Source organism: Achromobacter sp. 01N37 (assembly GCF_056399725.1).
On sequence record NZ_JBFTRX010000001.1, the window covers coordinates 217,537 to 240,930 of the forward strand.

At 60.6% G+C, this 23,394-nt stretch carries 25 protein-coding genes; 21 read left to right on the forward strand and 4 right to left on the reverse strand.

All coding sequences use genetic code 11. The annotated features are described in order from the left end of the window. The first annotated feature begins 94 nt into the window (after positions 1-94). The 5 genes from AC1DSJ_RS00985 (at position 95) to AC1DSJ_RS01005 (ending at position 2,807) form a co-directional block, all read left to right on the forward strand. Complete coding sequence (locus AC1DSJ_RS00985; protein ID WP_054425118.1) at positions 95-493, forward strand: hypothetical protein; 399 nt, start codon at positions 95-97, stop codon at positions 491-493. A gap of 96 nt (positions 494-589) precedes the next feature. Beyond that, on the forward strand, positions 590-910 hold the full coding sequence (locus tag AC1DSJ_RS00990; RefSeq protein ID WP_054425120.1) for a hypothetical protein: 321 nt from the start codon (positions 590-592) through the stop codon (positions 908-910). A gap of 370 nt (positions 911-1,280) precedes the next feature. Further along, on the forward strand, positions 1,281-1,484 hold the full coding sequence (locus tag AC1DSJ_RS00995; protein WP_006220190.1) for a cold-shock protein: 204 nt from the start codon (positions 1,281-1,283) through the stop codon (positions 1,482-1,484). A 208-nt stretch (positions 1,485-1,692) separates the two neighbouring features. Further along, complete coding sequence (locus AC1DSJ_RS01000; RefSeq protein ID WP_441371068.1) at positions 1,693-2,256, forward strand: DUF924 family protein; 564 nt, start codon at positions 1,693-1,695, stop codon at positions 2,254-2,256. Between the two features lie 344 nt (positions 2,257-2,600). Next, positions 2,601-2,807 carry a cold-shock protein gene (locus tag AC1DSJ_RS01005; protein WP_006225311.1) on the forward strand — a complete coding sequence of 69 codons (207 nt, stop codon included), beginning with the start codon at positions 2,601-2,603 and terminating at the stop codon, positions 2,805-2,807. Between the two features lie 145 nt (positions 2,808-2,952). Here AC1DSJ_RS01005 and AC1DSJ_RS01010 read toward each other — a convergent pair whose 3' ends face one another. Then, entirely contained in the window at positions 2,953-3,498 is a 546-nt protein-coding gene (locus tag AC1DSJ_RS01010; protein ID WP_054425124.1) for a TIGR00645 family protein, read from the reverse strand. Between the two features lie 264 nt (positions 3,499-3,762). Between AC1DSJ_RS01010 and loiP the strand changes: the two genes are divergently transcribed. The 5 genes from loiP (at position 3,763) to lon (ending at position 10,708) form a co-directional block, all read left to right on the forward strand. After that, the gene (loiP, locus tag AC1DSJ_RS01015) at positions 3,763-4,518 is read left to right on the forward strand and encodes a metalloprotease LoiP (protein ID WP_054425126.1); all 756 of its coding nucleotides are present in this window, start codon (positions 3,763-3,765) and stop codon (positions 4,516-4,518) included. A 164-nt stretch (positions 4,519-4,682) separates the two neighbouring features. Next, positions 4,683-5,993, forward strand: coding sequence for a trigger factor (tig, locus tag AC1DSJ_RS01020; RefSeq protein ID WP_054425128.1), 1,311 nt, complete (start codon positions 4,683-4,685; stop codon positions 5,991-5,993). Positions 5,994-5,997: 4 nt separating this feature from the next. After that, on the forward strand, positions 5,998-6,651 hold the full coding sequence (gene clpP / locus AC1DSJ_RS01025) for an ATP-dependent Clp endopeptidase proteolytic subunit ClpP (protein ID WP_054425130.1): 654 nt from the start codon (positions 5,998-6,000) through the stop codon (positions 6,649-6,651). A 101-nt stretch (positions 6,652-6,752) separates the two neighbouring features. Continuing rightward, the gene (clpX, locus tag AC1DSJ_RS01030) at positions 6,753-8,051 is read left to right on the forward strand and encodes an ATP-dependent Clp protease ATP-binding subunit ClpX (protein ID WP_054425132.1); all 1,299 of its coding nucleotides are present in this window, start codon (positions 6,753-6,755) and stop codon (positions 8,049-8,051) included. A 206-nt stretch (positions 8,052-8,257) separates the two neighbouring features. Next, positions 8,258-10,708: an endopeptidase La gene (gene lon / locus AC1DSJ_RS01035; protein WP_054425133.1), complete on the forward strand. Its 2,451-nt coding sequence runs from the start codon at positions 8,258-8,260 to the stop codon at positions 10,706-10,708. 111 nt (positions 10,709-10,819) lie between these two features. Here lon and lexA read toward each other — a convergent pair whose 3' ends face one another. Both lexA and AC1DSJ_RS01045 read right to left on the reverse strand, forming a co-directional pair. Next, entirely contained in the window at positions 10,820-11,470 is a 651-nt protein-coding gene (gene lexA / locus AC1DSJ_RS01040) for a transcriptional repressor LexA (protein WP_054425136.1), read from the reverse strand. A gap of 158 nt (positions 11,471-11,628) precedes the next feature. Further along, on the reverse strand, positions 11,629-12,828 hold the full coding sequence (locus AC1DSJ_RS01045) for an amino acid aminotransferase (RefSeq protein ID WP_054425142.1): 1,200 nt from the start codon (positions 12,826-12,828) through the stop codon (positions 11,629-11,631). Positions 12,829-12,904: 76 nt separating this feature from the next. Between AC1DSJ_RS01045 and uvrB the strand changes: the two genes are divergently transcribed. From uvrB to AC1DSJ_RS01100, 11 genes are all read left to right on the forward strand, one after another. Beyond that, positions 12,905-15,037, forward strand: coding sequence for an excinuclease ABC subunit UvrB (gene uvrB / locus AC1DSJ_RS01050; RefSeq protein ID WP_420840104.1), 2,133 nt, complete (start codon positions 12,905-12,907; stop codon positions 15,035-15,037). Between the two features lie 249 nt (positions 15,038-15,286). Further along, positions 15,287-15,778 carry a low molecular weight protein-tyrosine-phosphatase gene (locus tag AC1DSJ_RS01055; protein ID WP_006225301.1) on the forward strand — a complete coding sequence of 164 codons (492 nt, stop codon included), beginning with the start codon at positions 15,287-15,289 and terminating at the stop codon, positions 15,776-15,778. 194 nt (positions 15,779-15,972) lie between these two features. After that, positions 15,973-16,515, forward strand: coding sequence for a Fe-S cluster assembly transcriptional regulator IscR (iscR, locus tag AC1DSJ_RS01060; protein ID WP_054425145.1), 543 nt, complete (start codon positions 15,973-15,975; stop codon positions 16,513-16,515). A gap of 21 nt (positions 16,516-16,536) precedes the next feature. Beyond that, positions 16,537-17,748, forward strand: a complete 1,212-nt coding sequence (locus tag AC1DSJ_RS01065; protein WP_054425147.1) for an IscS subfamily cysteine desulfurase — start codon at positions 16,537-16,539, stop codon at positions 17,746-17,748. Positions 17,749-17,781: 33 nt separating this feature from the next. Beyond that, positions 17,782-18,186: a Fe-S cluster assembly scaffold IscU gene (gene iscU, locus AC1DSJ_RS01070; RefSeq protein ID WP_006225297.1), complete on the forward strand. Its 405-nt coding sequence runs from the start codon at positions 17,782-17,784 to the stop codon at positions 18,184-18,186. 2 nt (positions 18,187-18,188) lie between these two features. Continuing rightward, positions 18,189-18,512, forward strand: a complete 324-nt coding sequence (gene iscA, locus AC1DSJ_RS01075) for an iron-sulfur cluster assembly protein IscA (RefSeq protein ID WP_006225296.1) — start codon at positions 18,189-18,191, stop codon at positions 18,510-18,512. 3 nt (positions 18,513-18,515) lie between these two features. Further along, positions 18,516-19,028, forward strand: a complete 513-nt coding sequence (gene hscB / locus AC1DSJ_RS01080) for a Fe-S protein assembly co-chaperone HscB (RefSeq protein ID WP_054425149.1) — start codon at positions 18,516-18,518, stop codon at positions 19,026-19,028. 73 nt (positions 19,029-19,101) lie between these two features. Continuing rightward, positions 19,102-20,964 (forward strand): Fe-S protein assembly chaperone HscA, encoded by a 1,863-nt coding sequence (hscA, locus tag AC1DSJ_RS01085; protein WP_054425150.1) that lies wholly within the window; start codon positions 19,102-19,104, stop codon positions 20,962-20,964. Between the two features lie 9 nt (positions 20,965-20,973). Next, positions 20,974-21,315, forward strand: a complete 342-nt coding sequence (gene fdx / locus AC1DSJ_RS01090) for an ISC system 2Fe-2S type ferredoxin (protein ID WP_006225293.1) — start codon at positions 20,974-20,976, stop codon at positions 21,313-21,315. Then, the gene (gene iscX / locus AC1DSJ_RS01095) at positions 21,315-21,509 is read left to right on the forward strand and encodes a Fe-S cluster assembly protein IscX (protein ID WP_054425153.1); all 195 of its coding nucleotides are present in this window, start codon (positions 21,315-21,317) and stop codon (positions 21,507-21,509) included. Before fdx ends, iscX begins: the two co-directional genes overlap by 1 nt. 123 nt (positions 21,510-21,632) lie before the next feature. After that, on the forward strand, positions 21,633-22,523 hold the full coding sequence (locus tag AC1DSJ_RS01100) for a methylglyoxal synthase (protein WP_342065884.1): 891 nt from the start codon (positions 21,633-21,635) through the stop codon (positions 22,521-22,523). A gap of 64 nt (positions 22,524-22,587) precedes the next feature. On the opposite strand, the gene AC1DSJ_RS01105 is transcribed toward AC1DSJ_RS01100, so the two are convergent. Then, positions 22,588-23,391 carry an enoyl-CoA hydratase/isomerase family protein gene (locus tag AC1DSJ_RS01105; protein ID WP_441370796.1) on the reverse strand — a complete coding sequence of 268 codons (804 nt, stop codon included), beginning with the start codon at positions 23,389-23,391 and terminating at the stop codon, positions 22,588-22,590. Between the last annotated feature and the right edge of the window lie 3 nt (positions 23,392-23,394).

The following is a 23,394-nucleotide window of genomic DNA, read 5'->3' on the forward strand; positions in this document are numbered from 1 at the left end:
GGCCGACAATAGCAGAGTTCCGTGGCGCCGATGCGACAGGGCGCAAGGCCGGGTTACAGTCCAAGGTTCTCGACAACAGAATACGTAAAACTCTATGAAGAAACCCGCTGAACGCGATTGCCTCGCGGTGATCCCTGGCTACACGGGCCAGGCCGCCAAGCTCTTCCTGACGCGCGGCGAAGACGAAAGCATCACTGGCGTGACGGTTTATGACCTGCTAGGCCACATCAAGCTGCAAGCTGATGCTGAGGCCGCATCGGCCTGGATCCGCGACTGGCTCGCCCAGGAAGCCGACAACCGCAAGGCCCGCCGCACGCAGTTGCAGGCCCAGATGTTCATCTGCAAGCTGGTCGGCGATGACAAGGCGGCCTTCCTGGCCGCCCAGAAGCCACTCATCCGCGTCCTCACCGACGCCGGGGTGCGCTGCCGTACCGTGGCAGCAACGTCTGGGGCCGCGCGCCAGTCCCTTGGTCCGAATGTCAGGAAGCATTAGCCTAAGGCTGTTATAGTCGCGCCTGGGCGTGAGATTGCACCTGCACGGTGCGTGCGTCCAAGCGGGCTAGACCCCGCAGATCAAGGAAGAGTGAACATGGAAATAGTAAGTCGGCACCTTGCCGACGTGGCGGGCGGCGTCGAGCTGCTCACGACGCTGGATGGCGAGCCCATCAGCGTCTATGTCGTAGTGGGCGTAACCGATCTCAATGCGATCGCGGACATCGTCCCCATCGAAAAAGTCGAAGCTGGAGCGGATATACACGCTTCAAATGTCGACAATGTTGATAATGCGCAAGAACAAATCGACCAAGTCCTGGAAAATATGAATCCCGGCGACGTGGCGGTTTTCCTTTGCTCGGGTTCCGATACTTTTGGTGCGGCGCTCGATCTGTTGGGTTTACCTATCGACGAGTAAGCCTGACGGCAAACCAAAGTGCCGATCTGAACGGTGTATGAAAGACGTACGCGTTTAGACGGCATTTATATAAGCCTTGATTGTTTTTTTATGTTGTATGGGTGTTTACACCTATGCAGGGACAAGTTTTGCCTATGAAAACGTGTAAATTTTCAACGCAGTTTCTCTTTGTTGCATTATTGGCACGTATTTTTTAGGATTATGTTGACTTGTGAGGGGAACATAACGATAGTGTCGGCACACGATCACAAGCGTTGCGATTTTCGTTCAGTGCCGTGCCTTTTCCGGCTCAGCGTTATTGTTCTACTGTCCCCTCCTTGATTGATTCGTGACCTCCGGGCATTTGCCCATTATCTCTAGGAAATACAGTATGGAAACCGGCGTCGTTAAGTGGTTCAATTCGGAAAAAGGCTATGGCTTCATCACCCCGGAAGCGGGTGGTAAGGATCTGTTCGCTCACTTCTCCGAAATCCAGGGTTCTGGCTTCAAGTCTCTGGAAGAGAACCAGCGCGTCAGCTTTGTGACGGCCAATGGCCCCAAGGGCCCGCAAGCCACGAAGATTCAGGTCCTGTAAAGGTCTGACTTTTCGGAAAAGCCCCTTCGGGGGCTTTTTTGCGTTTGGACGCGGTATTCTCTCTGCGTTCCGCCGTTCCGCCGTTCCGCCGTTCCGCCGTTCCGCCGTTCCGCTTGTTCAGGCTCCCTGGCCAGATCCTGGCCGCGCCTGGCAGCTTCTCAAGCGCCGCCACGCCTCTGGCGGCGCCATCGCCATCAGGACCCTCGCCATGACCTCTTCCTCGCCCCAGCCCCTTGCTATGCGCCCGCAAGACGTCGTTGCGTTCTGGCGGGATGCAGGGCCGCAACACTGGTACAGCAAAAGCGATGCGTTTGACGCTGAATTCCGCAAGCGCTTCGAAGCGGCTCACTGGGCTGCCGCCGGGCGTGAATTGGATGCGTGGCTGGAAGATGCTGACGGGGCGTTGGCGCTGATGATTTTGTTGGACCAGTTTCCGCGTAATGCCTACCGCGGCACGGCGCATATGTTCGCTACCGATCCGCTGGCTCAGAATTTTGCTGAACGTGCGATCGCGTCAGGGCTGGATTTGGCTGTGGACCCGCAGATGCGACAGTTTTTCTACATGCCGTTTGAGCACTCGGAAAGCCTCATGATGCAAAACCGAGGCGTTGCGCTAATGGAATCTTTGGATGCGGATACGCTGCGCTGGGCCGTGTTGCATCGCGACATCATCAAACGCTTTGGCCGTTTCCCCCATCGCAACGCCGCGCTAGGCCGGCAGACGACGCAGGCCGAACAACAGTTCCTTGATGCGGGCGGGTTTTCGGGCTGAGGCCGGGGTGGCGGCAAGCCCTGGCGTGTGGACGGGTTGAACAGCGTCTCGGTATCGCCATGTATCTGTTCATACCAATCTGAAAAATATCCAGTGCCGGCGGCCCCCGTTGGGCCTGCTGCCGCGCGCTTGCCCGATCCGTATGCACCCGTGCCTGCGTCCTTCCATCATTCGCATATTTGACGTTTTTTGGCGTTCACCAATACACTGGGTTCAGCGAGATTTTCAAGAGACGCGGTCTGCGTTACTTGTCGCCGTCAGTGGTGCTGCGGTTGCTTCCTCTCCCATCCTTGATGATCTGGCGCCCCGCGAGAAATCGCTTCTTCTAGGTTCAAGGACACTCCATGGCAACCGGCATCGTTAAGTGGTTCAACGCCGAAAAGGGTTATGGCTTCATCATGCCCGATGACGGCAGCAAAGACCTTTTCGCTCATTACTCCGAAATCCGCAGCGAAGGCTATAAGTCGCTGCAGGAAAACCAGCGCGTCACCTTCGAGGTCGGTACCGGCCCAAAAGGTCCAAGCGCGAAGAACATCAAGGTCGCGGCCTGATGTCTTTCGGGTAGCGCGCCGGCAAGCCCGGTGTTCGGCCCATAAAAAAGCCCCCATACCTGCGTATGGGGGCTTTTTTTGTCCTGCGTTTTCTAAGTCCGTATTCTCGGTGCGTTTTCTAAGTCCGTATTCTCGGTGCGTTTTTTCAGTGCTTGTGTGCGGGCGGCGTGGCCAGGCGGTCCACCACTGCAATGCCGATTGCCGACAGGATGAACAGCGCGTGGATGATGGTTTGCCACATGACGCCGGCTTCGGTGAAGCGCGCATTCGGCGTGCCGATCGTGCCGGCTTCGATGAACGTGCGCAGCAGATGGATGGACGAGATCCCGATGATGGCCATGGCCAGCTTCACCTTGAGCACGCTGGCATTGACGTGGCTGAGCCACTCCGGCTGATCAGGGTGATTCTGCAGGCGCAGGCGCGACACGAAAGTCTCGTATCCGCCGACGATCACCATCACCAGCAAGTTCGAAATCATGACCACGTCGATCAGGCCCAGGACGAGCAGCATGATCTCCATTTCGCCAAAGCTGTTGGCGTGCGTCAGCAAGTGCCACAGCTCTTTCAGGAACAGCATGACGTAGACGCCTTGCGCGACGATCAGGCCCAGGTACAGCGGCAGTTGCAGCCAGCGCGAACTGAAGATCACGCTGGGCAAGATGCCTAAGCGGGGAGGGGGGTTCTCAATCATTGTTGGGTGCGAGCCGTTTTGAGTTTGCAATAAAAGTGCGGCGGCAATTCTATCAATGCCTGACCCCGGCAGGCAGCAGTTTTTTATGACGGATGCGTGACGCAGAAAAAGGGGGCATTAGCACGCTTGCGCAGCGCTTGCAGCGCTTTTATGTAAGCGAAACTGGCATTTGCGAAACTCTGTGGCGAAACGCTTTGAGAGCTTTGGCCGTATATAGAATTGCCGCCTCACTCGCATAGAGCCAGTCAAGAGGAGTTTGTTCCCATGAAGATCCGCTACACCGTTGCCGCGTTGACCGTTGCGCTTGCCCCTTTCTCCGCGTCGCATGCCCTCGATATCGGTGGCCTGGTGGGCGCCGGCAGCAAGGTCGTGCAAGCGGCCACCCTGAGCGATGCAGAAATCAAGACGCTGTCGGACAAGGCTTGCGCGCAGAGCGATTCGCAGGAAAAGATCGCCGCGCCGGGCAGCAAGTACGACGTGCGCCTGCAGAAGATCGCCAAGTCGCTGGGCGGCACGGTCAATGGCCAGAAGGCCAACTACAAGGTCTACATCACCAAGGACGTCAATGCCTGGGCCATGGCCAACGGCTGCATCCGCGTCTACAGCGGTTTGATGGACATGATGACCGACGACGAAGTGCTGGGCGTGGTTGGCCACGAAATCGGCCACGTGGCCCTGGGCCACAGCAAGAAGGCCATGCAGACCGCCTACACGGTGTCGGCCGCGCGTGACGCCGCCGGTGCTGCCGGTGGTGCAACGGTCGCCGCGCTGAACTCGTCGCAGTTGGGCGACCTGACCGAGAAGTTCATCAACGCGCAATTCTCGCAATCGCAGGAAAGCGCGGCCGACGACTATTCGTTCGATCAGCTGCAGGCCAAGAAGCTCAATACCCGTGGTCTGGTGACCGCATTTCAGAAGCTTGCCGAGCTGGATGGCGGCAAGAGCGATATGATGAGCTCGCACCCGTCCTCGGCAAAGCGCGCTCAGCACATCGAAGATCGCATCGCCAAGGCAAAATAAGACGTCAAATCGACGTTAGCCCTCCCTTTTCGGGCGGAAAACGGGGCGCGAGCATCCGGGCAAATCCGGGGCTCGCGCCCCTTTGCGTCAGGGTTCCGGAAGTTTCCGGTAAAATGCCGCGTTTATCCGCCCGTAATCTCATCTCTCGGAAAATAGGTCTTTTAATGCAGCCTGTGGTTGAAACCCTCTCCGGCCTGGAGCGCCGTGTTGATCTGGCCGTCTCGGTGGCCGACGTCGAAAAGGAAGTCCAGGCGCAATTGAAGCGCGTGGCTCGCACCGCCAAGGTCCCCGGCTTCCGCCCGGGTAAAGCTCCGCTCGCCATGCTCGAGCGCAGCCATGGCCCCAGCATCCGCTACGACGTGATCAATAGCCAAGTTGGCCGTGCCTTCGAACAAGCCATCGACGGCGCGAAGCTGCGCGTTGCTGGCGCCCCGAACCTCGAACCCAAGACTGAAGGCGTTACCGACGACACGCTGGCGTTCACCGCCACGTTCGAGGTCTACCCCGAAGTCGCCGTACCGGATCTGTCGGCGCTGGCCGTCACCCGCTACGACACGGCTGTCACCGACGCCGAAGTGCAACAAACCCTGGACGTCCTGCGCAAGCAGCGCGCCACGTTCGAAGCCCGTGAAGGCCGTGCGTCGCAAGACGGCGACCGCGTCACGCTGGACTTCGCCGGCACCATCGACGGCGTGCCGTTCGAAGGCGGCAAGGCCGAAGACTTCCCGTTCGTGCTCGGCCAAGGCCGCATGCTGCCGGAATTCGAAGAAGCCGCTCGCGGCCTGAAGGCTGGCGAAACCAAGGTTTTCGAACTGAAGTTCCCGGACGACTACCAAGGCGTTGAAGTTGCCGGCAAGACTGCCGAATTCACCATCACCGTCAAGGAAGTGGCTGAAGGCGTTCTGCCCGAGCTGAACAGCGAATTCGCCAAGTCCCTCGGCCAAGCCGAAGGCGACGTCGAAAAGCTGAAGGCCGACATCCGCAGCAACATCGAACGCGAAGTCAAGGTCCGTTCGGCTGGCCGCACCAAGTCCAGCGTCATGGACGCCCTGGTCGAAGCCGGCAAGTTCGACGTGCCGAAGGCGCTGGTCGACAACGACGTGCAAGGCCGTGTCGCCGCTGCCCGCGAAGAGCTGAAGCAGCGTGGCATCCCCAACGCCGAGTCCGTGCCGATCCCGGCAGAAGCCTTCTCGACCGAATCCGAACGCCGTGTCCGTCTGGGCCTGTTGGTGTCGGAACTGGTCAAGCAAGAGCAACTGCAAGCCAAGCCCGAGCAAGTGCGCGCGCGCATTGAAGAGTTCGCAGAAAACTACGAACAACCCGCTCAGGTTGTCAGCTATTACCTGGCTGACCGCCAGCGTCGTGCTGAAATCGAGGCTATCGTGCTGGAAGACAACGTCGTCGCGCACGTGCTGGAAAAAGCCAAGGTCACCGAAGAGAAGGTGCCTTTCGATCAGTTGATGGGGATGGCGTAACACTATGCAGAGATTCACCGATTTCTATGCGGCAATGAATGGCGGGTCTTCGGTGACCCCCACCGGCCTGGGCTACATTCCCATGGTTATCGAGCAGTCGGGGCGCGGCGAACGCGCCTACGACATCTATTCGCGTCTGCTCCGCGAACGGCTCATTTTCCTGGTGGGTCCGGTCAATGACGCAACGGCCAATCTGGTTGTGGCGCAGTTGCTGTTCCTGGAATCGGAGAATCCTGACAAGGACATTTCCCTGTACATCAATTCGCCTGGCGGGTCGGTGTATGCGGGAATGGCCATTTTTGACACCATGCAGTTCATCAAGCCGGACGTATCGACCCTGTGCACGGGTCTCGCGGCCAGCATGGGCGCGTTCCTGCTGGCGGCTGGCAAGAAGGGCAAGCGTTTCACGCTGCCCAACTCGCGGATCATGATCCACCAGCCGTCGGGCGGCGCCCAGGGGCAGGCGTCCGACATCCAGATTCAGGCTCGCGAGATCCTGGATCTGCGCGAACGTCTTAACCGGATTCTGGCTGAGAACACCGGCCAGTCGATGGAGCGCATCGGCCTGGACACGGAGCGTGACAACTTCATGTCCGCCGAAGATGCGGTATCGTATGGATTGGTGGACAAGGTGATGAGCTCCCGCTCGGAAGGCTGACTTCCCGGTTGATCTGAACCCGCTGCCATCAAGTTTGAGTAAGCGCATGCGCCGGGCCCGTTACCGGTCTGGCGCATCTTTACCTGAGATACGAAACAAATATGCCTGAAAAAAAGGGATCGGCAGACGCAAAAGTGCTGCATTGCTCGTTTTGCAATAAAAGCCAGCATGAAGTCCGCAAGCTGATCGCGGGTCCGTCGGTATTCATCTGCGATGAGTGCATCGACTTGTGCAACGACATCATCCGCGAGGAAGCGCAGGCTACCGCGCGCGCGGCGATTCGTTCCGAACTGCCCACTCCGGCTGAAATCAAGACCTTCCTGGATCAGTACGTCATTGGGCAAAATTCGCCCAAGCGCATGCTGGCCGTAGCGGTCTACAACCATTACAAGCGCATTCGTCACGGCGAGATCAAGGGTGACGAAGTCGAGCTCTCCAAGAGCAACATCATGCTGATCGGCCCCACCGGGTCCGGCAAGACGCTCTTGGCTCAGACGTTGGCGCGCATGCTGAACGTGCCGTTCGTCATGGCTGACGCCACCACGCTGACCGAAGCGGGTTACGTGGGCGAAGACGTCGAAAATATCATTCAAAAGTTGCTGCAGAACTGCAACTACGAAGTCGAGAAGGCGCAGCGCGCCATCATCTACATCGACGAAATCGACAAGATTTCCCGCAAGTCCGACAACCCCTCTATCACGCGCGACGTGTCGGGCGAGGGCGTGCAGCAGGCCTTGCTGAAGCTGATTGAAGGCACGGTTGCCTCGGTGCCCCCGCAGGGCGGTCGCAAGCACCCCAACCAGGACTTCGTTCAGGTCGACACGACCAATATCCTGTTCATCGTAGGCGGCGCCTTCGACGGACTGGAAAAGGTCATCCGCGACCGCACCGAGAAATCGGGCATCGGTTTCTCGGCGTCGGTACGCGCCAAGTCCGAGCGCGGTGTGGGCGAGCTGTTCTCCGAAGTCGAACCGGAAGATCTGATCAAGTTTGGTCTGATCCCCGAGCTGGTCGGCCGTCTGCCCGTTGTTGCGACGCTGGACGAACTTGACGAAGCGGCGCTGGTGCAAATTCTGACCGAGCCCAAGAACGCCTTGCTCAAGCAGTTCCAGAAGCTCTTTGCCATGGAAGGCGCCGAGCTCGACTTGCGGCCTGCCGCATTGAAGGCGATCGCCCGCAAGGCGCTCAAGCGCAAGACCGGGGCTCGTGGCCTGCGTTCGATTATCGAACAGACCTTGTTGGACACCATGTATGAGTTGCCGTCGCAAGGCAATGTCAAGCGCGTGGTGGTTGACGAGAACGCGATTGAAGGCGAGGGCAAGCCCTTGCTGATCTACGCGGACGAAGCCAGCGAGACCGACAAGCCCGAGCGCGGAGAAGTCCGCGACGCGGCAGCCTGATATTTCAAAAAAGCCCGTTCCTGTAACGGGTTTTTTTGCCTTTCGGCCGCCCTCCCGGGCATTTTTTTTCCCCTTTCGGATATCTGGCAGCCGAGATCTTGAATTTTCGGCTATTGTTCCCATAACAGACGTAACTGACGTGGATAGCCCGGGGTATACCCGGGTCTCCTGTCCCCGATACGCCGAGTCATACAGAGGAACCTCCTATGTCTGCCAGCCAGACCCTGCCTTCCGACCCGATCGACCTCCCTCTGCTCCCACTTCGTGACGTCGTGGTGTTTCCGCACATGGTCATCCCGCTGTTCGTCGGCCGTCCGCGCTCTATCCGCGCGCTCGAGGTTGCGATGGAAGCGGGCAAGAGCATCATGCTGGTGGCCCAAAAGTCCGCCGGCAAGGATGATCCCACCCCCGAAGACGTCTACGAGATCGGTTGCGTGGCCGGTATCCTGCAGATGCTCAAGCTGCCCGACGGCACCGTCAAGGTGCTGGTCGAAGGCACCCAGCGTGCCCGCATCAACAGCATTGAAGATGCGGATTCGCACTTCACCTGCCAGGTGACGCCGATCGAGCCGGACGCCATGCAAGGCTCCGAGACCGAGGCCCTGCGCCGCGCGATCGTCGCCCAGTTCGAACAGTACGTAAAGCTCAACAAGAAGATCCCCCCGGAGATCCTGACCTCGCTGGCTGGCATCGATGATGCCGGACGCCTGGCCGACACGATCGCCGCGCATCTTCCGCTGAAGCTCGAGCAGAAGCAAAAGATGCTCGAAATCGTTGGCACGTCCGAGCGCCTTGAAGGTCTGCTCACCCAGCTCGAAACCGAAATCGACATTCTCCAGGTCGAGAAGCGGATTCGCGGCCGCGTGAAGAAGCAGATGGAAAAGAGCCAGCGCGACTACTACCTGAATGAGCAGGTCAAGGCCATTCAGAAGGAGTTGGGCGAAGGCGAAGAAGGCGCGGACATCGAAGAGCTTGAAAAGAAGATCATCGCTGCCCACATGCCGAAAGAGGCGCGTAAGAAGGCCGATGCCGAGCTCAAGAAGCTCAAGCTCATGTCGCCCATGTCGGCCGAAGCCACGGTGGTGCGCAACTACATCGATACGCTCATCAACCTCCCCTGGAGGAAGAAGAGCAAGATCAACAACTCGATCGCCAACGCCGAGACGGTGCTGGACAACGACCACTATGGTCTGGAAAAGGTCAAGGAACGCATTCTCGAATATCTTGCCGTGCAACAGCGCGTGGACAAGGTGAAGGCGCCGATTCTGTGCCTGGTTGGCCCTCCTGGTGTGGGCAAGACCTCGCTCGGGCAGTCGATCGCCAAGGCGACGAACCGCAAGTTCGTGCGCATGGCGCTGGGCGGTGTGCGCGACGAGGCCGAAATTCGCGGCCACCGTCGTACGTACATCGGCTCGATGCCGGGCAAGATCGTTCAGAACATGTCGAAGGTTGGCGTGCGCAATCCGTTGTTCCTGCTTGATGAAATCGACAAGCTGGGCATGGATTTCCGCGGCGACCCCTCGTCGGCGTTGCTCGAAGTGCTGGACCCGGAACAGAACCACACGTTCCAGGACCACTACATCGAAGTCGACTTCGACCTGTCCGACGTGATGTTCGTGGCCACCAGCAACACGCTGAATATTCCGCCGGCCCTGTTGGACCGTATGGAAGTGATCCGCCTGTCCGGTTACACGGAAGAGGAAAAGATCCATATCGCCCGCGACCATCTGCTGCCGAAGCTGATGAAGAACAACGGCGTGAAGGACAGCGAGTTGACGGTCGACGACAGCGCGCTGCGCGATATCGTTCGCTACTACACCCGCGAAGCTGGTGTGCGTGCGCTCGAACGCGAAGTGGGCAAGATCTGCCGCAAGGTCATCAAGCAGTTGCTGACCCAGACGGATCGTGCTAAGGCCGAAGGCAAGACCCTTGAGGTCAAGCCGGTCAACGTCACGGGCGACAACCTGAGCGACTATCTGGGCGTGCGCCGCTACACGTTCGGTATGGCCGAAAAGGAAAACCAGATTGGTCAGGTGACGGGTCTGGCGTGGACGGAAGTTGGTGGCGACCTGCTGACGATCGAAGTCGCGGACATGCCCGGCAAGGGCGTCATCCAACGCACCGGTTCGCTGGGCGACGTGATGAAGGAGTCGGTTGAAGCGGCTCGTACGGTGGTGCGCTCGCGTGCTCGCCGTCTGGGCTTCGCTGACAGCGTCTTCGAGAAGCACGACATGCACGTCCACGTGCCGGAAGGCGCGACGCCCAAGGACGGCCCGTCCGCAGGCATCGCAATCACGACGGCCATGGTGTCGGCGTTGTCGCGCATCCCGGTGCGCGCCGATGTCGCCATGACCGGCGAGATCACGCTGCGCGGCGAAGTGCTGCCGATCGGCGGCCTGAAGGAAAAGCTGTTGGCGGCGCACCGTGGCGGCATCAAGACGGTCTTGATCCCGGAAGAAAACGTCAAGGATTTGGCGGAGATTCCGGACAACGTCAAGAACCACCTTGAGATCGTGCCGGTCCGTTGGATCGACAAGGTGCTGGAGTTGGCGCTGGAACGTCTGCCGGAACCTCTGGCAGAGGACGAAGCCGTAAAGGAACCTCTGGTTGCCAAGCCGGCCGAGCCGGGTTCGACTGATCCGGTGCTCAAGCACTGATCGCGAATCTCAGGGCGCCTTCGAAAGCAGGCGCCCAGTAAAAACCCCGCTGCGGCGGGGTTTTTACTGGGCTGATCGTTTCGGGGAAGGGCTTCCACAAAACTCCTGCGATCAGTGCAGAGCGTGAGTTCGGATCAAGCCGACCGCGATGCCTTCCAGCGCGAATTCCTGATCGGCTTCAACAATGATGGTTTGGAAGTCAGGATTTTCGGGCAACAGCTCGATATGGCCGTTTGTGCGTTGCAGCCGTTTGACTGTGACGTCGTCACCCAGGCGAGCGACGACGATTTGGCCATTGCGGGCTTCGGACGCTTTCTTCACAGCGAGCAAGTCGCCTTCAAGAATACCCGCGTCGCGCATGCTCATGCCGCGAACCTTCAGCAGGTAATCGGGCGCTTGAGCAAACAGGTGTGGGTCGACGCCCACTTCGCGTTCCACGTGCTCGGCCGCAAGAATGGGGCTGCCAGCGGCCACACGGCCCACCAGAGGCAGCAACAGCTGTGCCAGTGAGGGAAGGGGCAGGGAAGTCTGTGAGGACGCAGCGGCGCTGTCCTTCAAGCGGATGCCGCGCGATGCGCCGGCGGTAAGCTCAATGGCGCCCTTGCGGGCCAGCGCTTTGAGGTGATCTTCCGCTGCGTTAGGTGAGCGAAAGCCCAAAGCCTGGGCAATTTCGGCACGCGTCGGCGGGAAGCCGGTGCGCGTAACGGTTTGCCGGATGAGGTCCAGAATTTGTTGCTGGCGATCTGTAAGTTTGCTGGCCATGGCGATGATCCGGTGCGAGCGGACTGTACATATATACAGCGCCATTCTGGGGGACGCAGCGCAAAAATGCAAGCCGCGGGCGGCGTCCGAAACAAAACGGAGCCCGAAGGACTCCGTTCTTTGGGGTGCAGGCCGTCCGGCCCGCTCCGATTCGACGCTTACAGGACGGCTGCGATGCCGGCCGCGACCTTGTCGATGTTGCCGCTGTTCAGGGCGGCAACGCAGATGCGGCCGCTGGACACAGCATAGACGCCGTGCTCTTCGCGCAGGCGATCAACTTGGGCCGAGGTCAGGCCCGAGTACGAGAACATGCCGCGTTGTTCCAGCACGAAGCTGAAGTCCTGCTTGCCGCCATGTTCCTTGATCTTTTCGACCAGTTGCTTGCGCATCAGGCGGATGCGGTCACGCATGCCGGCCAGTTCTTCTTCCCACATCGCAAACAGTTCGGGCGAGTTCAGGACCGTGGACACCACCGTGCCGCCGTGGGTGGGCGGGTTCGAGTAGTTGGTGCGAATGACACGCTTCAGTTGGCTCAGCACGCGGACGGCTTCGTCCTTGCTGCCAGCCACAACCGTCAGGGCGCCAACGCGCTCGCCGTACAGCGAGAACGACTTCGAGAACGACGAGCTGATGAACATGGTCATGTCCAGGTCGGCGAACAGGCGCACGACTGCAGCGTCTTCCTTCAGGCCTTCGCCAAAGCCTTGGTAGGCGATGTCGAGGAACGGGACCAGGTTGTTTTCCTTGACCACGGCGGCGATCTGCTTCCACTGGTCGGCGGTGGGGTCCACGCCGGTCGGGTTGTGGCAGCAAGCGTGCAGCACGACGACAGTCTTGGCCGGGGCGGCCTTCAGGTCGGCCAGCATGGCGTCGAAGTTCAGGCCGCGGGTGGTGGCATCGTAGTACGAGTACGTGCCCACTTCAAACCCGGCGCGTTCGAACAGCGCGCGGTGGTTTTCCCAGCTGGGGTTGCTGATCAGGACCTTGGAGCCCGGCAGCAGGTGATGCAGGAAGTCGGCGCCGATCTTCAGTGCGCCGGTGCCGCCCAGCGCTTGGGTGGTCAGCACGCGGCCGGCGGCGGCCAGCGCGGAGTCCTTGCCCAGCAGCAGCGCTTGCGCACCCTGGTTGTATCCGGCAATGCCTTCGATCGGCAGGTAGCCGCGGGCGGCAGCTGCTTCAATGCGGGCGGTTTCAGCTTTGCGAACGGCGGCCAGCAAGGGGATACGACCCTGATCGTCGTAGTACACGCCCACGCCCAGATTGACTTTTCCGGGACGCGTATCCGCGTTGTATTGTTCGTTCAGACCAAGAATGGGGTCGCGCGGCGCGAGTTCGACGGAATCGAAAAGGTTGCTCATGGGACTCTGATGAGGATGGGTGGACGCAGTACGATGTGCTGTGGATAATGGGGGGTTTACCCTGGAACAGTCTAGCATGCCCAAGAGCCCAATAGACCCGAGCAGCGCGGGAGATCTGACTGATGATCTCGCTGCGGATCTGACGGCGGCGCCGGCATCGGCTGCGGCCATGCCAGGCGGGGAAGTGAAACCTGGATTTGTCGAATTTCCGGATAGCCCGTTTCAGCTTTACCAACCCTATCCGCCAGCAGGTGACCAGCCCGCCGCCATCGAAGGCCTGACCCAAGGGGTCGAAGATGGCCTCATGTTCCAGACACTTCTGGGCGTGACGGGGTCGGGCAAAACCTACACCATGGCCAATGTAATCGCCCGCATGGGGCGACCCGCGTTGGTGCTGGCCCCTAATAAGACGCTGGCCGCGCAGCTTTATGCAGAAATGCGTGAGTTCTTTCCGAAGAACGCGGTTGAGTATTTTGTGTCGTATTACGACTATTACCAGCCCGAGGCCTATGTGCCGACGCGCGATCTGTTTATTGAAAAGGACTCGTCCATCAATGAGCATATCGAGCAGATGCGGCTGTCGGCCACGAAGAGCCTGCTGGAGCGCCGCGACACGATCATCGTGGGTACGGTCTCCTGCATCTACGGTATTGGTAACCCGGGCGATTACCACGCGATGGTGCTGATCCTGCGTAGCGGCGATCAGATTTCCCGCCGCGAGATTCTGGCGCGCCTGGTGGCCATGCAATACACGCGCAACGACGCCGAGTTCACGCGCGGCGTGTTCCGGGTTCGTGGCGAAACCATCGACATTTTCCCGGCGGAAAGCGCCGAATTGGCGCTGCGTCTGACGCTGTTTGATGACGAGATCGAAAGCCTGGAGCTTTTCGACCCGCTGACGGGCCGCATTCGCCAAAAGCTGCCGCGCTTTACGGTTTACCCGGGCTCGCATTACGTGACGCCGCGCGATACGGTCCTGCGCGCCATCGAAACCATCAAGGAAGAGCTGCGTGATCGCGTGAAGCGCTTCGTCGATGACGGGCATCTTGTTGAAGCGCAACGCCTGGAACAGCGCACCCGTTTCGACCTGGAAATGCTTCAAGAGCTAGGCTTCTGCAAGGGCATCGAGAACTACTCGCGGCATTTGTCGGGCGCGGCGGCGGGTGAGCCTCCGCCCACGTTGATCGACTACCTGCCGTCCGATGCGCTGATGTTCATCGACGAAAGCCACGTCACGATCGGCCAACTGAGCGGCATGTACCGCGGTGACCGATCGCGCAAGGAAACGCTGGTTCAGTACGGATTCCGTCTGCCATCCGCCTTGGATAACCGGCCGCTCAAGCTTGAAGAGTTCGAAGCCCGCATGCGTCAGTGCGTGTTCGTGTCGGCGACCCCGGCCGCCTACGAGAAAGAACATACAGATAACGTGGTCGAGCAGGTCGTGCGGCCCACGGGTCTCGTTGATCCGCTGGTTGAGGTGCTGCCTGCCCGCACGCAGGTTGATGACTTGCTGGGCCAGATCAAGGCCCGTGTGTCGCTGGGCGAGCGGGTGCTGGTGACAACGCTGACCAAGCGCATGGCGGAAGATCTGACGGACTTCCTCAGCGAGCATGGCGTGAAGGTCCGGTATCTGCACTCGGACATCGACACTGTCGAGCGCGTGGAAATTCTGCGCGACCTGCGACTGGGGACTTTCGACGTGCTGGTGGGGATCAACCTGCTGCGCGAAGGCCTGGATATCCCCGAGGTGTCGCTGGTGGCGATCCTGGATGCGGATAAGGAAGGTTTCCTGCGTTCAGAGCGCAGCTTGATTCAGACCATTGGCCGTGCGGCCCGCAATTTGAACGGGCACGCGATCCTGTATGCGGACCGCATCACGGATTCCATGCAGCGAGCCATGGAGGAAACCAGCCGCCGCCGCGCCAAGCAGCTGCAATTCAACATTGATAACGGCATCACGGCGCGTGGCGTGCAGAAGGCGGTGCGCGAGCTGATCGACGGCATTGTTGCGCCGGTGCAGCACGACGCCCTGGAAGCGGCGGTTCCCGCAGAGTTCCTCAAAGACGAAAAAGCCTTGGCGCGAGAGCTCAAGCGTTTGGAAAAGTTGATGATGGATCACGCGCGGAACCTGGAGTTCGAGCAGGCCGCCGCCGCCCGCGACGCCCTGACTGCATTGAAGCAAAGGGTGCTTTTGGATGGCGCCGTGTGAAGGAATTGGCGTTTCTGAATGTGTCTGCTTGCTGACAGCTAGCTGAACTGTTGTAAAAACTACTGCACTGCAATCAGGCTTTCATAAACCTTGTAATTTATGGGATATCAAGCTAAGAGTTTGGGTGTTAATAAATCAGTAAGATACTGATTTTTAAAGGTAAATTAAGCTGATGTATTTGCTCTGATTCAATCCGGGATTTGCAAAAAAAGCTTGCCTTATCTCGGGTTTTCCCGCACACTTACTCCCATGATGACCAAGGTACTTTTCGTTTGCATGGGCAATATCTGTCGCTCGCCGAGCGCAGAGGGCGTGTTTCGCCATTTGGTGAACGACGCGGGTTTGGGCGACGTCGTTCGCATCGACTCTGCGGGCACGCACGCGTTTCACATCGGCGAGGCGCCTGATGCCCGGGCGCAGGCTGCGGCGCGTAAGCGCGGCTACGAGATCACGCACTGTGAGGCGCGTCAGGTCACCGCGGAAGATTTCCGCGATTTTGATCTTATCCTCGCCATGGACTGGGACAATCTGTCCGCCATGCAGCAGCAGTGCCCCAAAACCTATCAGCACAAATTGATGCTGCTGATGCGCTTCGCCAACGAGTTCGAGGAGGCCACCGTGCCTGATCCGTACTACGGCGGCGCCGATGGTTTCGGCAAGGTGCTCGACTACCTGGAAGACGCCTGTCAGGGTGTTCTTGAACTGGTCCGTAAGCGCGCTACTCAGTACCAAGCAGCTTGATCGCTTTTCCGTAGAGCCGCCTGTAGTGCGGCTCTCGGCGTACTGGGGCAGTGAAAAAAACCGCGCAACTGCGCGGTTTTTTCTAGCCGGGAGCCATACCAAATTAGTCGGGAATAGGCTATACTTGACCCAATTACTCGGGTATTGACCGCTGGATTCGCTGGCGGCCATTGCCGAATCACAGGGAACCCACCATGCGGCTAACTACCAAAGGGCGTTTCGCCGTGACTGCCATGATCGATCTGGCTATGCGGCAGCATAGCGGCCCGGTCACTCTTGCGGCCATCAGCCAGCGTCAGAATATTTCGCTTTCCTATCTGGAACAGCTGTTCGGAAAACTGCGTCGCCACGAACTCGTGGATAGCGTGCGTGGTCCGGGCGGCGGTTACTCGCTTGCGCGTCTTGCGCGCAACGTTACCGTTGCCGACATCATCTTTGCGGTTGATGAACCTTTGGACGCCACCAGCTGTGGCGGAAAACGGGACTGTACGAGCGGCAATGACGGCAAGCCGGGCAAGTGCATGACGCACGAGCTCTGGGCCACATTGAATCGCAAGATGGTCGATTACCTGGATTCGGTGTCCCTGCAAGATCTCGTTGATCAGCAGCGCGTGCGCCAATTGCAGGAAGCCAGCAATCAAGCGCAGGCCTGCGCGGTACGTGTGAATCGGGTGGGTGGGGCGAACGCCGCCGCCAATGCCCCGACCACGACCGTCGCCGCCAATGCCACCGTATAAGCAGTATCAGGAGTTGTAGATATGACCACCCGCCCGATTTATTTTGACTATTCGGCCACGACACCCGTCGACCCCCGCGTCGTGGACAAGATGGTGCCCTGGCTGTACGAGAATTTCGGCAATCCGGCATCGCGCAGCCACTCGTTTGGCTGGGAATCCGAAGAAGCCGTTGAGCGCGCCCGCGAAGAAGTCGCCAAGCTGGTCAATGCTGACCCGCGTGAAATTGTCTGGACTTCTGGCGCAACGGAATCCAACAACCTGGCGATCAAGGGCGCCGCGAATTTCTACGCCGAGCGCGGCAAGCACATCATCACGGTGAAGACCGAGCACAAGGCGGTGTTGGACACCTGTCGCGAGCTCGAGCGCCAAGGCTTCGAAGTCACGTATCTGAATGTGAAAGATGATGGCCTGATTGATCTGGACGTCTTCAAGGCTGCGCTGCGCCCTGACACCGTGCTGGTGTCGGTGATGATGGTCAACAACGAGATCGGCGTTGTCCAGGACATCGAGACCCTGGGCGAGATCTGCCGCGAGAAAGGGATCATCTTCCACGTGGACGCCGCTCAGGCGACCGGCAAGGTGGAAATCGATCTGCAAAAGCTGAAGGTCGACCTGATGTCGTTCTCGGCGCACAAGACTTACGGCCCCAAGGGTATCGGCGCGTTGTACGTGCGCCGCAAGCCGCGCATCCGCATCGAAGCGCAAATGCACGGCGGTGGCCATGAGCGTGGTTTCCGTTCTGGCACGCTGGCCACCCATCAGATCGTCGGCATGGGCGAAGCTTTCCGCCTGGCCCGCGAAGAAATGGGCACCGAGAACGAACGCATCCGCATGTTGCGTGATCGTCTTTGGAATGGCCTGTCGCAGATCGAAGAGGTCTATCTGAATGGCGACATGGACCAGCGCGTGCCGCATAACCTGAACGTCAGCTTCAACTATGTCGAAGGCGAGTCCCTGATCATGGCGATCAAGGAACTAGCCGTCTCCAGCGGTTCGGCCTGCACCTCGGCCAGCCTGGAACCTTCCTATGTGCTGCGCGCACTGGGCCGCAACGACGAGCTGGCGCACAGCTCGATCCGCTTCACCCTGGGCCGTTTCACGACCGAAAAGGAAGTGGATTACGCGATCGAACTTCTCAAGAGCCGTGTTGGCAAGCTGCGCGATATGTCGCCGCTGTGGGAAATGGCCAAGGAAGGCATCGACCTGAACACCGTGCAGTGGGCCGCGCACTAAGCGCCCGCGCCAAGAAATACGTGGAGAACTAATATGTCTTACAGCACTAAAGTCCTGGATCACTACGAAAACCCGCGCAACGTCGGTTCGTTCGACAAGTCGGACGAGTCGGTTGGTACCGGCATGGTCGGCGCGCCCGCCTGTGGCGACGTGATGAAGCTGCAGATCAAGGTGAACGAAGCTGGCGTGATCGAAGACGCGCGCTTCAAGACCTATGGTTGCGGTTCGGCCATTGCGTCCAGCTCGCTCGTGACCGAATGGGTCAAGGGCAAGACGTTGGACCAAGCCATGAACATCCGCAACACGCAGATTGCTGAAGAGTTGGCGCTGCCGCCGGTGAAGGTTCACTGTTCCATCCTGGCCGAAGACGCGATCAAGGCCGCGGTGCAGAACTACAAAGAAAAGCACTCGGTTCCGGCCGAAGCGGTGGCAGGCTGATCATGTCCGTTACCCTGACCCAACAGGCTGCCACCCATATCGGCCGCTACTTGCAAAAGCGCGGAAAGGGTATCGGCTTGCGGCTCGGCGTTAGGACGACGGGCTGCTCCGGCATGGCCTACAAGTTGGAATACGTGGACGACTCGGCGCCGGAAGACGCCGTGTTCGAGAGCTTTGGCGTAAAGGTCTTCATCGACCCCAAGAGCCTGGCTTACCTGGATGGCACCGAGCTGGATTACGCCCGCGAAGGCCTGAACGAAGGTTTCAAGTTCCGCAACCCCAACGAGAAGGCGACCTGCGGCTGCGGCGAGTCGTTCACGGTGTAAGTCTTGGCTGGAGACGACCACTTCAGCCTGTTCGGCTTACCGGCACGCTTCGACCTGGACGCGCAAGCGTTGGAATCGTCGTGGCGCGCTGTCGCCGCGCAAGTGCATCCCGACCGTTTTGCCACGGCCAGCCCCGCGGAACGCCGCGTCGCCATGCAATGGGCGGCGCGTGCGAACGAGGCTTACCGTGTGCTGCGCGACCCGTTGCTGCGGGCGCGTTACCTGTGCGAGCAGGCAGGCGTTGATTTGCAGACCGAAAGCAACACGTCCATGGACACCGCTTTCCTGATGCAGCAAATGACCTGGCGCGAGATGCTGGACGATGCGCGAGACGACGCTGCCGCGTTGGCCGCCCTGCAATCGGAGTTGGAAGAGGCGCGCGTTGCGATGCGCGCCACGCTGACCCGGCTGCTGGATACCGAACGCGACTACGCGACTGCCGGGCTCAAGGTGCGGGAATGGATGTTCGTGGAAAAGCTGGCTGAAGAGCTGGCGCACGCCCAGCCCGCTGGATAGCCCTACGCTGCGTTGGGGCGCCCCGGAGACGGGCGCCAGGACTTCGCCGCCTACTGACCAGAAAAATAGAATCATGGCCTTATTGCAGATATCCGAGCCCGGTGAATCGCCCGCGCCGCACCAGCGCAAGCTGGCGGTCGGGATCGATCTGGGCACTACCAATTCTCTCGTCGCGGCGGTGCGCAGCAGCGTGGCCGAAGTGTTGCCTGACGCGCAGGGCTATGCCTTGCTGCCGTCGGCGGTGCGTTATTTCCCCGGCGGGAAAGTCACCACGGGCCGCGAGCCTCTGGCTCAGCAAGCCGAAGACCCCTTGAATACCGTTGTGTCCGTGAAGCGATTCATGGGCCGTTCGTTGGAAGAGGCGCGCGCCACGCGTGCCCCCTACGAATTCGTGGATGCGCCCGGCATGGTGCGTATCCGCACGGCGCAGGGTGATCTGAGCCCGGTCGAGGTGTCCGCGCAGATTCTGGCGGTGCTGCGCCAGCGCGCTGAAGACGTGCTGGGCGACGACCTGGTGGGCGCGGTGATCACCGTGCCGGCATACTTTGACGATGCTCAGCGGCAAGCGACGCGCGATGCGGCGCGTTTGGCCGGCCTGAACGTACTGCGCCTGCTGAACGAGCCCACGGCTGCGGCCATTGCCTACGGTTTGGATCACGCGTCCGAAGGTGTGTACGCCGTGTACGACTTGGGCGGCGGCACGTTCGACATTTCGATTTTGCGTCTGACGCAGGGCGTGTTCGAAGTGATCTCCACCGGCGGCGACACCGCGCTGGGTGGTGATGACTTTGATGCGCTGATCGCTGATCACGCCGTGGCCAAGCTGGCGGCGGGCGAGTTCTCGCCGGCGGATCGCCGCGGGTTGCTGATGGCCGCTCGCACCGCGCGTGAAGCCTTGTCGGACGCCGAGACCGCCACGTTGAAGCTGGCTTTGTCTGACGGCCGCGATGTGAATCTGACCCTGACGCGCGCTGAATTTGAAACGCTGGCGCAGCCGCTGATCGAGCGCACGCTGGATTGCGCACGCCGCGCTTTGCGCGACGCGTCGCTGAAACCCGCCGATGTGCGTGGCGTCGTGATGGTGGGCGGCGCAACGCGCATGCCCGTTGTGCGCGCCGCGGTTGGCAAGGTGTTTGGCACCGAGCCGTTGACCGATCTGGACCCGGATCAAGTCGTGGCGCTGGGGGCGGCCTTGCAGGCCAATCTGCTGGCGGGTAATCGCGCGCCGGGCGAAGACTGGCTGCTGCTGGACGTGATTCCGCTGTCGCTGGGGCTCGAAACCATGGGCGGCCTGGTTGAGCGGGTGATTCCGCGCAACAGCACGATTCCGGTGGCGCGTGCCCAAGAGTTCACGACGTTCAAGGATGGCCAAACGGCCATGAGCATCCACGTGGTGCAGGGCGAGCGTGATCTTGTGGCGGACTCGCGTTCGCTCGCACGTTTTGAATTGCGTGGCATCCCCCCGATGGTGGCGGGCGCCGCGCGCATTCGCGTGACCTTCCAGGTGGATGCGGATGGCCTGCTGAGCGTTACCGCGCGCGAGCAGAGCACTGGCGTGGAAGCTGCGGTGTCAGTCAAACCGTCGTACGGCCTGACCGACGACGAGATCGCGCAGATGCTGGCCGACAGCGTGGCGCAGGCCGATACCGATGCCCGTGCGCGTATGTTGCGCGAGCAGCAGGTGGACGCGCGCCAACTGGTCGAATCCGTTCAGGCCGCCCTGGCGGTTGACGGCGACTTGCTGGAAGCCGACGAGCGCAAGCAGGTGGACGAATGCCTGCAAGCCGCCATCGACGCACAAAACGCGCAGGACGTGGACACGGTGAAAGACGCCGTGCAGGCCTTGTCGGCCGCGACCGATGACTTCGCCGCGCGGCGGATGGATCGCAGCATCCGCGCCGCATTGGCGGGCCGCAAACTTGATGAGATCGCCTGATTAGAAGTTATGCCGAAACTGACTGTATTGCCTCATCCCGATTACTGCCCCGAAGGCGCCGTGATCGAAGACGCGCCCAAGGGCGTGTCGATCTGCCGCGTTCTGCTGGATAACCACATCGACATCGAACACGCGTGCGAGTTGTCGTGCGCGTGCACGACCTGTCACGTGGTGATCAAGCAAGGTTATTCCGCGCTGGAAGACGCGACGGACGACGAAGAAGATTTGCTGGACAAGGCCTGGGGCCTGACGCCGACGTCGCGCTTGTCGTGCCAGGCGCTGGTGACCGATACCGACCTGACGGTCGAGATTCCCAAGTACACCATCAACCACGCGAAAGAGGGCCATTGATGAAGTGGACCGATACCTACGAGATTGCGGCCGCGCTGGTCGACACGCACCCTGACGTGGACCCGAAGACACTGCGTTTCACGCAGCTGCGCGAATGGGTCATGGCCTTGCCGGATTTCAGCGATGACCCCGCCCACTGTGGCGAGAAGATCCTGGAAGCCATTCAGATGGCCTGGATCGACGAAGCGGACTGAGCCGCTGGCAAAAACGCTCCCTACGGGGAGCGTTTTGTTTTGGCGCCTGCGATGCCGCGGCCTTCATGGCCACGGTATTATCAGGGGTCCGATTGTTGTGTTCCTATTTGCCTGAGTCTACCGATGCCCGCTGCCCAATTGCGTTTTGGCCTGGCCGCCAATCGACTGCACCACGAAACTCCCGATGCCGCGCTGTTCACCTGGTTGCGGGCCTGTTCGTCCACCATTCGCGAGATGGGTGTGCAGCTGCACACCGTTGGCCGCACGCACGACGCCATCGTGCGCGAAGGCATGCTGCAAGGCTATAGCGGCCTGGTGCGCTACCCGTATGGGCGCGAAGGCGGCTTGATGAAGCTGGTGGCGCGCGTCACCGAAGGCCGCGATGGGCAGGCGCCGTTTGATGGCGCCATCTATCTGATTGATCCGGTGGACCCGTCGTCGATTTTCCCCGAAGCGTTGGCGCTGAAGCGTCAGTGCATCACGCACGGCCGGCCGTTTATCTCGACGCTCGCGGGCGCCATCGAATGGATGGAAGTCGAACGTGTGCATGCCGGGCTCGCGCCCGATGCGTCGGCATCGCGCCTCTTTAATTTTGCGGGCCAGACGCTGGCGATGATCGCCCACGATGCGCTCAAAGACGAGATGGTGGCGTTCGCCAGCGAGCACTTTGATGTGCTGTCGCAGTTTGCGCGGCGTGTCGCCACCGGCACCACCGGCGGGCGCCTGAACGAGCTGGCGTGGTCGCGCGGCTGGCCGAAGGATACGCCGTGGGTGCATCGTTACCTGAGCGGGCCGCTGGGCGGCGATGCGCAGATTGCCGAGCTGGTGCTGGAGCATCAATGCCAGCGCGTGATCTTCTTTGAAGACCCGCATGTGGCGCGTCAGCATGAAGCGGATATCCAGCTGCTGGAACGCGCCGTGCGCGTGGTGACGGAGTCGGCCACGTGCGCAACGTCGCCGACGGTGGCGCGGCGCTGGGCGCAAGCCGTGGAAAAGCGCGCCGGGCTGATCTGATCTGGCTATTACCCGGGTGAGAGGTGATCGATGATGATCGGCCTTCATCGGCCGTTCCGATTCCTTATTCACCCTTGAACGCCGGCGCCCGTTTTTCCCGGAACGCTTGCACGCCTTCCGCGAAGTCGGCGCGCCGCGCGGAATCCAGAAAGCGCGCGGTCTCGTCCGCCAGCTGGGTTTCCAATGTGGCGTGCGCGGCCGAGCGCAGCAGGTCCTTCGCGCCAGCGATGCCATGCGGCGCATGGCGGGCAAGGTCCACTGCATATTGTTCTGCCGCAACGCTGAGTTCTTCCGCAGGCGCCACGCGCGTGATAATGCCCCAGGCCAGCGCATCGCTGGCGGTGAAGGCGTCGTGGCGCAGCAGCAAGTCCAGCGCGCGCTTGGGACCCAGTACGCGTGCCAGCCCGTGCGTCATGCCGGCGTCTGGCGTGGCGCCAAGTTTGAGATAGGCGGTCATGAAGCGCGTGCCCGCATCGGCGATGGCCAGGTCGCACGCCAGCACCAGCGACAACCCCGCGCCCGCCGCGACGCCATGCACTTCGGCCAGCCAGACCTTGTTCATGCGGCCGATGCGCGAGATGAAATCATTCAGCGGCGTGAACAGGTCCAAGAGCGTGTTGCGCACGTCATCCGGCGCGCCCGTGAACATGCTGATGTCGCCGCCCGCGCAGAAGGCTTTGCCCGACGCGCGCAAACGCACCACGCGAATTTCCTTGCGGGTTTCCAGCCATTGGGCGGCGCGTTGCAGGTCGCGCGCCATGGCGACATCAATGGCGTTGAGCGTGTCGGCGCGGTTCAGCGTGATGGTCGCAAGAGCGCCTTCGGCCTCCAGCAGCAGCGTCTGAAACGTGGGAAGTCCTTGGGTCATGGC

Excerpts from the sequence above, each read along its gene's own strand:
- AC1DSJ_RS00985 (WP_054425118.1), top strand. The coding sequence starts at position 95 with ATGAAGAAACCCGCTGAACGCGATTGCCTCGCGGTGATCCCTGGCTAC.
- AC1DSJ_RS00990 (WP_054425120.1), top strand. The coding sequence starts at position 590 with ATGGAAATAGTAAGTCGGCACCTTGCCGACGTGGCGGGCGGCGTCGAG.
- AC1DSJ_RS00995 (WP_006220190.1), top strand. The coding sequence starts at position 1,281 with ATGGAAACCGGCGTCGTTAAGTGGTTCAATTCGGAAAAAGGCTATGGC.
- AC1DSJ_RS01000 (WP_441371068.1), top strand. The coding sequence starts at position 1,693 with ATGACCTCTTCCTCGCCCCAGCCCCTTGCTATGCGCCCGCAAGACGTC.
- AC1DSJ_RS01005 (WP_006225311.1), top strand. The coding sequence starts at position 2,601 with ATGGCAACCGGCATCGTTAAGTGGTTCAACGCCGAAAAGGGTTATGGC.
- AC1DSJ_RS01010 (WP_054425124.1), bottom strand. The coding sequence starts at position 3,498 with ATGATTGAGAACCCCCCTCCCCGCTTAGGCATCTTGCCCAGCGTGATC.
- loiP (WP_054425126.1), top strand. The coding sequence starts at position 3,763 with ATGAAGATCCGCTACACCGTTGCCGCGTTGACCGTTGCGCTTGCCCCT.
- tig (WP_054425128.1), top strand. The coding sequence starts at position 4,683 with ATGCAGCCTGTGGTTGAAACCCTCTCCGGCCTGGAGCGCCGTGTTGAT.
- clpP (WP_054425130.1), top strand. The coding sequence starts at position 5,998 with ATGCAGAGATTCACCGATTTCTATGCGGCAATGAATGGCGGGTCTTCG.
- clpX (WP_054425132.1), top strand. The coding sequence starts at position 6,753 with ATGCCTGAAAAAAAGGGATCGGCAGACGCAAAAGTGCTGCATTGCTCG.
- lon (WP_054425133.1), top strand. The coding sequence starts at position 8,258 with ATGTCTGCCAGCCAGACCCTGCCTTCCGACCCGATCGACCTCCCTCTG.
- lexA (WP_054425136.1), bottom strand. The coding sequence starts at position 11,470 with ATGGCCAGCAAACTTACAGATCGCCAGCAACAAATTCTGGACCTCATC.
- AC1DSJ_RS01045 (WP_054425142.1), bottom strand. The coding sequence starts at position 12,828 with ATGAGCAACCTTTTCGATTCCGTCGAACTCGCGCCGCGCGACCCCATT.
- uvrB (WP_420840104.1), top strand. The coding sequence starts at position 12,905 with ATGCCCAAGAGCCCAATAGACCCGAGCAGCGCGGGAGATCTGACTGAT.
- AC1DSJ_RS01055 (WP_006225301.1), top strand. The coding sequence starts at position 15,287 with ATGATGACCAAGGTACTTTTCGTTTGCATGGGCAATATCTGTCGCTCG.
- iscR (WP_054425145.1), top strand. The coding sequence starts at position 15,973 with ATGCGGCTAACTACCAAAGGGCGTTTCGCCGTGACTGCCATGATCGAT.
- AC1DSJ_RS01065 (WP_054425147.1), top strand. The coding sequence starts at position 16,537 with ATGACCACCCGCCCGATTTATTTTGACTATTCGGCCACGACACCCGTC.
- iscU (WP_006225297.1), top strand. The coding sequence starts at position 17,782 with ATGTCTTACAGCACTAAAGTCCTGGATCACTACGAAAACCCGCGCAAC.
- iscA (WP_006225296.1), top strand. The coding sequence starts at position 18,189 with ATGTCCGTTACCCTGACCCAACAGGCTGCCACCCATATCGGCCGCTAC.
- hscA (WP_054425150.1), top strand. The coding sequence starts at position 19,102 with ATGGCCTTATTGCAGATATCCGAGCCCGGTGAATCGCCCGCGCCGCAC.
- fdx (WP_006225293.1), top strand. The coding sequence starts at position 20,974 with ATGCCGAAACTGACTGTATTGCCTCATCCCGATTACTGCCCCGAAGGC.
- iscX (WP_054425153.1), top strand. The coding sequence starts at position 21,315 with ATGAAGTGGACCGATACCTACGAGATTGCGGCCGCGCTGGTCGACACG.
- AC1DSJ_RS01100 (WP_342065884.1), top strand. The coding sequence starts at position 21,633 with ATGCCCGCTGCCCAATTGCGTTTTGGCCTGGCCGCCAATCGACTGCAC.
- AC1DSJ_RS01105 (WP_441370796.1), bottom strand. The coding sequence starts at position 23,391 with ATGACCCAAGGACTTCCCACGTTTCAGACGCTGCTGCTGGAGGCCGAA.